The 9924-nt window shown below is 68.5% G+C and carries 12 protein-coding genes; 11 read left to right on the top strand and 1 reads right to left on the bottom strand.

Annotated features, from left to right (window positions below; genetic code table 11):
* Positions 1 to 56 precede the first annotated feature (56 nt).
* Genes ftsE through E1H18_RS13470 form a run of 4 tightly spaced genes read left to right on the top strand, consistent with a single transcriptional unit; the run spans position 57 to position 2987 of the window.
* Positions 57 to 776 (top strand): cell division ATP-binding protein FtsE, encoded by a 720-nt coding sequence (gene ftsE, locus E1H18_RS13485; protein WP_172269118.1) that lies wholly within the window; start codon positions 57 to 59, stop codon positions 774 to 776.
* A complete protein-coding gene (locus E1H18_RS13480) occupies positions 773 to 1666 on the top strand; it encodes an ABC transporter permease (RefSeq protein WP_172269115.1) in 894 nt (297 codons plus the stop codon). Before ftsE ends, E1H18_RS13480 begins: the two co-directional genes overlap by 4 nt.
* Positions 1663 to 2286: a YdcF family protein gene (locus tag E1H18_RS13475; protein WP_172269112.1), complete on the top strand. Its 624-nt coding sequence runs from the start codon at positions 1663 to 1665 to the stop codon at positions 2284 to 2286. Before E1H18_RS13480 ends, E1H18_RS13475 begins: the two co-directional genes overlap by 4 nt.
* Positions 2283 to 2987 (top strand): 1-acyl-sn-glycerol-3-phosphate acyltransferase, encoded by a 705-nt coding sequence (locus tag E1H18_RS13470; RefSeq protein WP_172269109.1) that lies wholly within the window; start codon positions 2283 to 2285, stop codon positions 2985 to 2987. Before E1H18_RS13475 ends, E1H18_RS13470 begins: the two co-directional genes overlap by 4 nt.
* Here the strand turns inward: E1H18_RS13470 and E1H18_RS13465 are convergent.
* Positions 2982 to 3527, bottom strand: a complete 546-nt coding sequence (locus E1H18_RS13465) for a gamma-glutamylcyclotransferase (protein WP_172269106.1) — start codon at positions 3525 to 3527, stop codon at positions 2982 to 2984. The two genes, E1H18_RS13470 and E1H18_RS13465, sit on opposite strands and share 6 nt — an antisense overlap.
* A gap of 28 nt (positions 3528 to 3555) precedes the next feature.
* On the opposite strand from E1H18_RS13465, the gene E1H18_RS13460 reads away from it, so the two are divergent.
* From E1H18_RS13460 to E1H18_RS13430, 7 genes are all read left to right on the top strand, one after another.
* On the top strand, positions 3556 to 4566 hold the full coding sequence (locus tag E1H18_RS13460; protein WP_172269103.1) for a DUF2125 domain-containing protein: 1011 nt from the start codon (positions 3556 to 3558) through the stop codon (positions 4564 to 4566).
* Positions 4567 to 4670: 104 nt separating this feature from the next.
* Positions 4671 to 5471 carry a chorismate mutase gene (locus tag E1H18_RS13455; RefSeq protein ID WP_172269100.1) on the top strand — a complete coding sequence of 267 codons (801 nt, stop codon included), beginning with the start codon at positions 4671 to 4673 and terminating at the stop codon, positions 5469 to 5471.
* A gap of 31 nt (positions 5472 to 5502) precedes the next feature.
* Complete coding sequence (gene hisC, locus E1H18_RS13450) at positions 5503 to 6615, top strand: histidinol-phosphate transaminase (protein ID WP_172269097.1); 1113 nt, start codon at positions 5503 to 5505, stop codon at positions 6613 to 6615.
* Entirely contained in the window at positions 6616 to 7554 is a 939-nt protein-coding gene (locus tag E1H18_RS13445; protein WP_172269094.1) for a prephenate/arogenate dehydrogenase family protein, read from the top strand.
* A gap of 5 nt (positions 7555 to 7559) precedes the next feature.
* The gene (locus E1H18_RS13440) at positions 7560 to 7967 is read left to right on the top strand and encodes a hypothetical protein (protein WP_172269091.1); all 408 of its coding nucleotides are present in this window, start codon (positions 7560 to 7562) and stop codon (positions 7965 to 7967) included.
* Positions 7968 to 8248: 281 nt separating this feature from the next.
* Complete coding sequence (locus E1H18_RS13435) at positions 8249 to 9466, top strand: RtcB family protein (RefSeq protein WP_172269088.1); 1218 nt, start codon at positions 8249 to 8251, stop codon at positions 9464 to 9466.
* Between the two features lie 132 nt (positions 9467 to 9598).
* A complete protein-coding gene (locus E1H18_RS13430) occupies positions 9599 to 9922 on the top strand; it encodes an EF-hand domain-containing protein (protein ID WP_172269085.1) in 324 nt (107 codons plus the stop codon).
* Positions 9923 to 9924: the final 2 nt, after the last annotated feature.

Raw genomic sequence — 9924 nt, 5'->3', positions numbered from 1 at the left:
ACCTAAGGTGGGTCGCTGATTTTAACCCTGATGTCCAGAAACCCAAGTGACGCGCCTTGCGGATCGACACACAACAGGGCGATGACGTCCTACCGGTGGTCCGCTTCGAAGGCGTCTCCATGCGGTACGGCCGAGCGCCGGAAACCCTAAGAGACATAAGCTTTTCCCTGGACCAGGGCTCGTTTCACTTCCTCACCGGAGCCTCCGGTGCGGGCAAGAGTTCTCTGCTCAAGCTGATCTATCTGGCGCACCGTGCGTCACGGGGTCGCGTCGAGCTTTTCGGGCGTGATGTCAGCCTCACCCATGCCTCGGACCTGCCGTTCCTGCGCCGCCGGATCGGAGTGGTGTTCCAGGAATTCCGGCTGCTGGAGCATCTATCGGTGTTCGACAACGCCGCCCTGCCCCTGCGCATTCTCAAGCGCAAGCCCGCCACCTATCGCGAGGACGTCGCCGAGCTTCTGAGCTGGGTCGGTCTGGGCGACCGCATGCACGCCCTGCCCGCCACACTGTCGGGCGGCGAGAAGCAGCGGCTGTCGATCGCCCGCGCCGTGGTCGACCGTCCTGACATCCTGCTGGCGGACGAGCCGACGGGCAATGTCGATCCAGCCATGTCGCTGCGCCTGCTGCGGCTGTTCGTCGAGCTGAACCGCCTGGGCACCACGGTGCTGATCGCCACCCACGACGCCGAATTGGTTTCTCGCGCCGCGCAACCGACCCTGCACCTGGAGCAGGGCCGCCTGGTCGGCGGGGGCCATCCCCCCCAAGGCAGCCGATGAGCGAGCTGTTCCAGATCAGCCGCTGGAGGCCCGGCCCGTTGCTGCCGCCGCGCGACGCCCGCGACGGGGCGCTGGTCTTCGTGGTCGCCGTGCTGTGCTTCCTGGCGTGTCTGACGGGCTTTGCCGCCCTGGCCGCCAACCGCGCCGCCCACGGCTGGACCGCCCAGCTGACCGGCTCGGCCACCGTCGTGGTGCGCGCCCGCGCCGGCGAGACCCCTGACAGCGCCGCCGCCCGCGCCGCCGAGACGCTCTCCGGCGTGCGCGGCGTGGTCGAGGCCCAGGCCCTGACCCGCGAAAAGGCCGAGGCCCTGCTGGAGCCCTGGATCGGCAAGGACGCCCTGGTCGACGACCTGCCCACCCCGCGCCTCGTTACGCTGGAGCTGGACCCCAAGGGTCCGCCCACCGCCGAGACCCTGGACAAGGCGCTGAAGGCCGCCGCCGTCGACGCCACGGTGGACGACCACAGTCGCTGGATCGCCGACATCGAGCGCGCCGCCAACCTGGCCCGGCTGGCGGCCCTGGGCGTCTTCGCCCTGATCGCCGCCGCTGCGGCCGCCGTCATCGCCTTCGCCACCCGCGCGGGCCTGGCCGCGCGTCGCGATGTGATCGAGGTGCTGCATTTCTCCGGCGCCGAGCAGAGCTTCATCACCGCACTGTTCCAGAACCGCTTCGCGACCATGGGCGCGCTGGCCGGCTTGCTGGGCGGCGCAAGCGCGGCCATGATCGGCGCGGCCGTGCGGTACTTCGGCGGCGGCGCGGGGGTTGCGCCGGTGCTGCCGCTGGCCTGGATCGATCTGGCCGCCGCCCTGCCCTGTCCGCTGGTCGCCGCCCTGATCGCCGGCCTGTCGGCCCGCCTGGCGGCGTCGCGCATCGTGGGGGAGATGCCTTGAAAACTCTGGCGGCGCTACTGATCGCGCTGATGATCTGGGGCGTGGGCCTCCTGGCCTTCACCGGGCGCGTCGACCACTCGACCCCGCCGCCCGAGCCCCCTACCGCCGACGGCGTGGTGGCCCTGACCGGGGCCTCGAACCTGCGCCTCGAAGCCGCGACAAAGCTGCTGGAAGAAGGCAAGGGCAAGCGCCTGCTGATCTCCGGCGTCAACCGCGAGGCCACCCGCGCCGACGTCCAGACCGTGACCAAGGCCGTCAAGCCGATCTACGACTGCTGCGTGGACCTCGGGTTCGCCGCCGCCAACACCGTCGGCAACGCCATCGAGACCGCCGAGTGGGCCAAGTCCAAGGGCTACAAGAGCCTGATCGTGGTCACCGCCGACTACCACATGCCGCGCTCGATGCTGGAGCTGTCGGCCGCCATGCCCGGCGTGGCGCTCTATCCCTATCCGGTCCAGACCGAGAGCCTGAACGCCCGCCGCTGGTGGAAGACCTCGTCAACCGCCCGGCGGATGACCGTGGAATATTGCAAGTACCTGGCGATCCTGGGCCGTGAAGCGTTCCTAGGACTTGGCCCGAAGGATAAGCCCGCCGAGCCGGCGGCGAAGGAAGCGTCTTGATCTACCTGCGTTCGATCCTGTTCCAGCTGTTCTTCTGGCTGTGGTCCGTGGCTTGGGCGGTCGGCATGGTCCTGACCTATCCCCTGCCGCGCCGGGCCAACACCTGGTCCCTGTCGAACTGGGCCAAGGGCCTGATCTGGGGCCTGCGCTGGCTGGCGGACGTCCGGGTCGAGGTGCGCGGCGAGCGCCCGATGGGCCCGGCCCTGGTGGCGGCCAAGCACCAGTCGATGTTCGACGTCTTCAGCCAGTTCGCGCTGCTGCCCGACGCCTGTTTCGTGATGAAGCAGGAGCTCCTGATGGTGCCGCTGTTCGGCTGGCATGGCCTGAAGGCCGGCATGGTCGTGGTCGACCGCGGCGGTCATTCGACGGCGCTGAAGAAACTGGTCCGCGACGCTGTCGACCGCATGAAGGAAACCCGCCAAGTGGTGATCTTCCCCGAAGGCACCCGCGGCGCGGTCGGCCAGCCCGGCGACTACAAGCCCGGCATCGCCGCGCTGTACCGCGAGCTGAACATCCCGGTGACGCCGCTGGCCCTCAACTGCGCCAGCCACTGGGGCAAGGGCTTCCTGATCAAGCCGGGCAAGATCGTCTTCGAATATCTCGAGCCCATCCCCGCCGGCCTCAAGCGCGGCGAGTTCATGCGCGAGCTACAGACCCGGATCGACGGCGCGACCAAGGCGCTGGAAGACGCGGGGCTATAGAGCCTCCCGGCTCTCCACCATCTTCAGCAGTCGCTCCATGGCGATGTCGCGCACGCCGTCCTCGCGCAGGTGCGAAACGAGATCGCTGAGATAGTCGATGTTGCGCCCCGACAGCCCGATCGCGCCGGCGATCAACTCAGCCTGTTGCTCCAGGGTCAGCGCCCCAGCCCACTGCTTGTGCTTCATGTCCGACAGGAAGACCAAGGCCGGCGCCTTCTGGCCTCCATCGATCTTCACGTCGCGCCAGGTCTCGAAATAGGTCTCGGTCGGCTGCTCGCGTTCGCGCAGGTAGGCGTAGACGCCTTCCCACTCGGCCTCGGCCACGCGATAGGCCATGCCGCGCACCGCGCCGCCGGGGGCCAGGCCCAGCACCAAGCCCGGGCGTTCGTACGTGCCGCGGTGATGCACCGAATAGATGCAGAAGGCCCGCCGCCGGCCGTGGAGCACGGCCGTTCTTCGGTCTATGAACGGGAACCCGGGCCGCCACATGAGCGATCCGTATCCGAACACCCACCGATCACCGCCGCCTTCAAAGCTCATCACTGTTCCCGACTGGACGCGCCACTTCATGACCCATAACGACGCCGCCCCGTCTCGCAAAGCCCGCCGCAGCCGCCTTTTCATGCCTTTCATCCTCGCCGCCCTCGTCGCCGGCGGCTGGAGCTATGGCTGGTTCTGGCTGCGCGGCCAGGCCGAGCAGCGGATGGACGCCCAGGCGGCCGACCTCAAGTCGCGCGGCTACGATCTGTCGTGGAGTGCGCGGACCTTCTCGGGCTTCCCGTTCCGCATGAACCTGGACCTGACCGACGCCCGCGTCGCCGAGCCCACCGGCTGGGCCGTTCGAGCCCCGCAGTTGAAGGGCGAAGCCGAGATCTTCGACCTGACCCACTGGGTGCTGGTCGCGCCGCAAGGCGTGGTCCTGACCCGTCCCGAGGCCGGCGATGTCGCGATCACCGGCCAGGCGCTGCGGGCCAGCATCTCGCACATCAAGGAATATCCGCCGCGCATGTCGGTCGAGGGCGTGAAGCTGACGTTCACCCCGGCGCCGGGCTCCAAGCCGTTCGAGCTGGTCTCGGCCGACAACATGCAGTTGCACGTGCGCGGCGGTCCCGATGACCAGGGCGCGATCTTCTTCAAGGCCGGCGGCGCCAAGACCGCGTTCACGGGTCTTCTGGGCCGCATCGCCCAGGACAAGACCGCCTCGATGCTATTGGAGACCCGCCTGTCGCACGTCTCGCAACTGCGCGGCCGCAACTGGGAAGCGGCGGTAAAGCAATGGAGCGCCGCCGGCGGCCAGATCACCTTCCAGCAGAGCCAATTGCTGGCCGGCGACGCCGAGGGCAAGGCCGAGTCCGGCGTGCTGTCGGTCGATTCCCAGGGTCGCCTGACCGGCGCGCTCGAGGTGGCGATCAAGGAGCGGGTCAAGCCTGGCCAGCCGATCCGCACGCCCCAACAGGCCCTAGCCGCCGCCGCCCAGGCCGTAGGCCAGGAGCCGATTATCGAAGCCAGCCTGAAGTTCGAGAACGGTCGCAGCTTCCTGGGCATGATCGACACCGGCCCTGCGCCGACCGTCTACTGACCAACCGACGATCGCCGGACGCGCAATTTTCTTCCCCGGAACGGCGAGGTATTGCGTGTTCGGCGGCAAAGACTATGGTCCGGCCTCCAATTTCGGGGAAGAACATGGGCAGCGACGCGACGGACGCCACACCGTCTCTCGAAGAGGTCCGATGGCGGCTCGACGCCATCGACGGTGAACTGCTGAAGCTGCTGGACGAGCGCGCCAGCCTGGCCGGCGCGGTCGCGGCCGCCAAGCGCGCCTCGGGCGATACGGGTTTTGGCCTGCGCCCCGGTCGCGAGGCCCAGATCGTCCGCAAGCTGCTGGAGAGTCCGCGCAAGGGCGCCAGCAACGCCCTGGTCATCCGCATCTGGCGCGAGATCATGGCCGACAACCTGGCCCGCCAGGGCCCCTATCAGATCGGCGTGTGCGGCGGCCGCGAGCCGGCACGAACCGTCGAGCTGACCCGCCTGCGCTTCGGAACCGCGCCGCGCCTCTCCCTCGTCCAGACCCCGCAGGAGGCCCTCGCCGTCGCCCGCGCGCCGTGGGGCGTGGCCGTGCTGCCGCTGGTCTCCGAAACGCCCTGGTGGGGCCGCCTGCTGGCCGAACCGAAGCTGAAGGTCTTCGCCGCCCTGCCCTGCCTGTCGACTTGGGGATCTCAGGCGGCGCTGGCCGTGGCGGAAGTCGAGGTCGAGCCCACCGGCGGCGACCAGACCTTCTGGGTGACCGACTCGGGCAAGAGCGCCTCGGCCGTCACCGACGCCCTCAGCCAAGACGGCGTCGCCGCCGAACTGATCGCCGAGGCCGGCGGGCTGAAGCTGTTCTCGCTGTCGGGCTTCTTCATGGCCGACGACGAGCGCCTGGCCCGCGCGCCAGGGCAACTGACCGGTGTCATCGGGGCTGCGCCCGAACAGTTCGACGTGTAAGAGACGCCCGACTTTTAGCTTGAGTAGTCCGATGACCACCGACCGCTTCGCCGCGCCCCGTCCCGTCCCCAAGCCCGGGATCATGGACATCCACGCCTATGTGGGCGGCAAGGCCAAGGTCGAGGGCATCGCCCATCCGGTGAAGCTGTCCAGCAACGAAAACGTTCTGGGCAGCAGCGACAAGGCCAGGCAGGCCTATCGCGACGCCGTCGACCGGATGCACATCTATCCGGACGGCAAGGCCAACATCCTGCGCGCCGCCGTGGCCGAGCGTTTCAAGCTGGAGCCCGAGCGCCTGACCTTCGGCGACGGCAGCGACGAGATCTTCGCCCTGCTGTGCCAAGTCTATCTCGAGCCTGGCGACAACATCGTCCAGGGCGAGCACGGCTTCGCCGCCTACGCCATCGGCGCCCGCGCCTGCCAGGGCGAGGTGCGGATGGCCAAGGAGATCAACCACCGCATCGACATCGATGAAGTGGTCAAATGCGTCGATGAGCGCACGCGCCTGGTGTTCATCGCCAACCCCGCCAACCCGACCGGCACCTGGCTGTCGGGCGATGAGATCCGCACGCTGCACGCGGCCCTGCCGCCGTCCGTGATCCTGGTGCTGGACGGCGCCTATGCCGAGTTCTGCAACGACCCCGGCTTCGAGGACGGCCTGTCCTTGGCCCGCACCGCCGAGAACGTCATCGTCACGCGGACCTTCTCCAAGCTGCACGGCCTGGCCGCGCTGCGCGTGGGCTGGGGCTATGCGCCCGACCACATCATCGCGCCGATCGAGCGCATCCGCCCGCCGTTCAACACCTCGATCCCCGGCCAGGAAGCCGCCGTCGCGGCCCTGTTCGACGACGACTTCCAGGCCCGCTCGCTGGCCCTGGTCGAGCAGTGGCGCCCGTGGCTGGCCCAGCAGCTGGGCGGCCTGGGGCTGGAAGTGACGCCGTCGGCGGCCAACTTCGTCCTGGCCACCTTCCCGACCACGCCCGGCAAGACCGCGCTCGAAGCCGAGGCGTTCCTGGCGTCCAAAGGCTATCTGGTCCGCGCGGTCGCCAACTACGGCCTGCCGAACGGCATCCGCATCACCATCGGCCTGGAAGAGCAGAACCGAACGGTGGTCGGGCTGCTGGCTGAGTTCCTGGGGCGCTAGATGTCCAACCCCGGAATCCTCTACCCCAAGCTCACCGTCATCGGCTTCGGCCTGATCGGCGGTTCGGTGATCCGCGCCGCCCGCCAGCAGGGCGTGGTCGGCGAGGTGACGATCGCCGACGCCAGTGAAGCTCACCGCGCCCGCGCCCTCGAGCTGGGCGTCGCCGAGCACGTCACCGGCGACCTGGCCGAGGCCGTGCGCGACGCCGACCTGGTGGTCATCGCCACCCCGGTGCTGTCGATCCCCGGCCTGGTCGCAGAGATCGTCCCGGCCATGAAGCCCGGCGCCACCCTGACCGACGTCGGCTCGACCAAGGCGAATGTCGCCGAGGCCTTCCGCGCCCAGGACATCTCGAAGATCTTCGCCATCCCCGGCCACCCGATCGCCGGCACCGAGCAATCGGGCCCCGACGCCGGTTTCGCCGAGCTATTCGAGAACCGCTGGACGATCCTCACGCCTCTGACCAGCGACGACGAGCACTACGCCGCCGCCGTCGCCAAGCTGTCGGCCTTCTGGCGCGCCTTCGGGGCCCAGGTCGAGCTGATGGAGGAAAAGCACCACGACCTCGTCCTGGCCGTCGTGTCCCACCTGCCCCACCTGATCGCCTACACCATCGTCGGCAGCGCGGCCGACCTGGAGAACGTCACCGAGAACGAGGTCATCAAGTACTCGGCCTCGGGCTTCCGCGACTTCACCCGCATCGCCGCCAGCGACCCGACCATGTGGCGCGACATCTTCGTCGCCAACAAGGATGCGGTGCTGGAGATGCTGGGCCGCTTCACCGAAGATTTGCAGGCCATGAGCCGGGCCATCCGCTGGGGCGACGCCGACACCCTGCACACCCACTTCACCCGCACCCGCGCCATTCGCCGGGGTATCGTGGCGGCGGGCCAGGAAAGCGCCGAGCCGAACTTCGGCCGCGATCGCGGTAAACACTAGGGTCCATGGACCTCAAGCGCGCCCTCGGCCTGGCCCTCTGCGCCGCCGCTCTGGCGCTGGTGGGCTGGGGCCTGCTGGCCGCGCGCAGCTCGGCGGACAAGCCGGCGCTTGCGCTGGTTAAACCGCCGCCCTGGGTCGAGGTCTATCTCTATCACGACGGCGCCTTGAGGGTCGGCGACAAGCCGTCCAGCCTCCAGGCCTTGCCCGCTGACATCGCCGCCGCGGCCGGCTCGCCTGATCGCAGCATTCAGGGCGTGAGGCTGACCGAGGAGGTCACAGTCGACAGCCGCATTTACAAGGCGGTGATGGCGCGGATCCGGGACTCGGGCTGGAACCGCATCGACTTGAACGTCGTCAGGGAAGGGCAACTTCCGGGTGAGGCCCCGAAGCCACAGTCGTACGATCTTCGTTAACTGCCCCCTGGCGCCACGTCGTCGAACGCTGTAATCGCCCGCCTCCCGAAGGATGAGGACCATGACGCACAAAGCTCCAGTCAATTCGCAACTGTTCTCGATGCTCGACCGCCAGGTCGAGTATGCGAACGCGCGCGCGTTGGAGGGGATCACGGTCTAGGGTTCGACTGAACTCGGGAAGTCCGAAAAGCCCCTCCTGGCCACAAGCCGGAGGGGTTTTTCGTTTGTGCGGAAACTTGCCGGACCTGCCGCCAGGAGGGGGAGCAAGAGGAGAGAAGCCGATGAGCGGCTTCATGCATATCGAAAGCGAGGGCGCGCCGATTAAGGCGTGGACTCAAGGGGTTCCGATCGAGGACTCCGCCCTGAAGCAGCTGCGCAACGTCGCCAGCCTGCCGTTCATCCACAAGCACGTGGCGGTGATGCCCGACGTGCACTGGGGGATGGGCGCGACCGTGGGCTCGGTGATCCCGACCTACAAGGCGATCATCCCGGCCGCCGTGGGCGTCGACATCGGCTGCGGCATGATGGCGGTGCGCACCTCGATCCGGGCCGAGCACCTGCCCGACAACCTGTTCGGCGTTCGGTCGGACATCGAGGCCGCGGTGCCGCACGGCCGGACCGACAATGGCGGGCGCAACGACAAGGGCGCCTGGCAGGTCGAGCCGCCGGCCATCGCCGCCGAGAAGTGGGCGGGGCTGAAGGACGGCTACGACGCCATCGTCGAGCGCAACCCCAAGGCCGCCCACCCGCGCGGGTACGGCCACCTGGGCACGCTGGGCACTGGCAACCACTTCGTCGAGTTGTGCGTCGACGAGGCGGGCGACGTCTGGGTGATGCTGCACTCGGGCTCGCGCGGCGTCGGCAACCGGTTCGGCACGTTCTTCATCGAACGGGCCAAGTCCGAGATGCGCCGGTGGTTCATCAACCTCCCGGACGAGGACCTGGCCTACTTCGCCGAGGGCAGCGAGGGTTTCAACGACTACGTCCGGGCCGTGGCCTGGGCGCAGAAGTACGCCCTGGCCAACCGTGAGGTGATGATGGACCAGGTGCTGGCCGTGCTGAAGCGCACGTTCCCGGACCTGACCGTGACGCAGCATGCGGTGAACTGCCACCACAACTACGTGTCGCGGGAGAAGCACTTCGGCAAGGACGTCTACCTGACCCGGAAGGGCGCGGTGTCGGCCAAGGCCGGAGAGCTGGGCATCATCCCGGGCTCGATGGGCGCCAAATCGTTCATCGTCCGCGGCCGGGGCAACCCGGACTCGTTCTGCACCTGCTCGCACGGGGCCGGACGGGCGATGAGCCGGAACGAAGCCAAGCGGCGCTTCACCCTGGCCGACCACGCGGCGGCCACCGCAGGCGTCGAGTGCCGCAAGGACGCCGACGTGATCGACGAAACGCCGATGGCCTACAAGGACATCGACGCGGTGATGGCCGCCCAGAGCGATCTGGTCGACATCGTTCACACGCTGCGCCAGGTGGTGTGCGTCAAGGGCTAGCGGACGCCGTCCGGTCGCGAGACCGGGCGGCGTTTCGCGTTGCGCCCATACGGCCGCAATCGCGCAATACGGCGGCAACATTGAAGGCCGAAGAGGCGATGAGGGACATTATCTCCTGAGAGGAAACACCCGATGCGACGCACTTTGCTCGTTGCGCTCGGCGCCGTCGGCGTCCTGACCGCCGGAACCGCCACGGCCCAGGAAGGCCCGCCACCGCCGCGCCGGATGCCCGCGCCGGAAGAGGTCTTCAAGTCCTGGGACACCAATGCCGACGGCGTGGTCGACAAGGCCGAATGGGTCGCCGCCAAGCGGCCGGAAGACCGCTTCGCCATGATCGACGCCGACAAGGACGGCAAGATCACGCTGGACGAGATGAAGACCGCCTTCGAGACCATGCGTCAGCGTCGGATGCGCCAGGATGGCGAAGGTCCGCCGCCGCCGCCCGAAGCCAACTAAGC

The sequence above is a fragment of the Caulobacter sp. RHG1 genome (assembly GCF_013181195.1).
Lineage (GTDB): Bacteria > Pseudomonadota > Alphaproteobacteria > Caulobacterales > Caulobacteraceae > Caulobacter.
The sequence above is the reverse complement of the archived record's forward strand: the minus strand, read 5'-3'. Positions and strand labels throughout refer to the sequence as shown.

Coding starts and splice junctions, on each gene's coding strand:
- E1H18_RS13480 (WP_172269115.1), top strand. CDS start 773: ATGAGCGAGCTGTTCCAGATCAGCCGCTGGAGGCCCGGCCCGTTGCTG.
- E1H18_RS13465 (WP_172269106.1), bottom strand. CDS start 3,527: ATGAGCTTTGAAGGCGGCGGTGATCGGTGGGTGTTCGGATACGGATCG.
- E1H18_RS13460 (WP_172269103.1), top strand. CDS start 3,556: ATGACCCATAACGACGCCGCCCCGTCTCGCAAAGCCCGCCGCAGCCGC.
- E1H18_RS13455 (WP_172269100.1), top strand. CDS start 4,671: ATGGGCAGCGACGCGACGGACGCCACACCGTCTCTCGAAGAGGTCCGA.
- hisC (WP_172269097.1), top strand. CDS start 5,503: ATGACCACCGACCGCTTCGCCGCGCCCCGTCCCGTCCCCAAGCCCGGG.
- E1H18_RS13445 (WP_172269094.1), top strand. CDS start 6,616: ATGTCCAACCCCGGAATCCTCTACCCCAAGCTCACCGTCATCGGCTTC.
- E1H18_RS13440 (WP_172269091.1), top strand. CDS start 7,560: ATGGACCTCAAGCGCGCCCTCGGCCTGGCCCTCTGCGCCGCCGCTCTG.
- E1H18_RS13435 (WP_172269088.1), top strand. CDS start 8,249: ATGAGCGGCTTCATGCATATCGAAAGCGAGGGCGCGCCGATTAAGGCG.
- E1H18_RS13430 (WP_172269085.1), top strand. CDS start 9,599: ATGCGACGCACTTTGCTCGTTGCGCTCGGCGCCGTCGGCGTCCTGACC.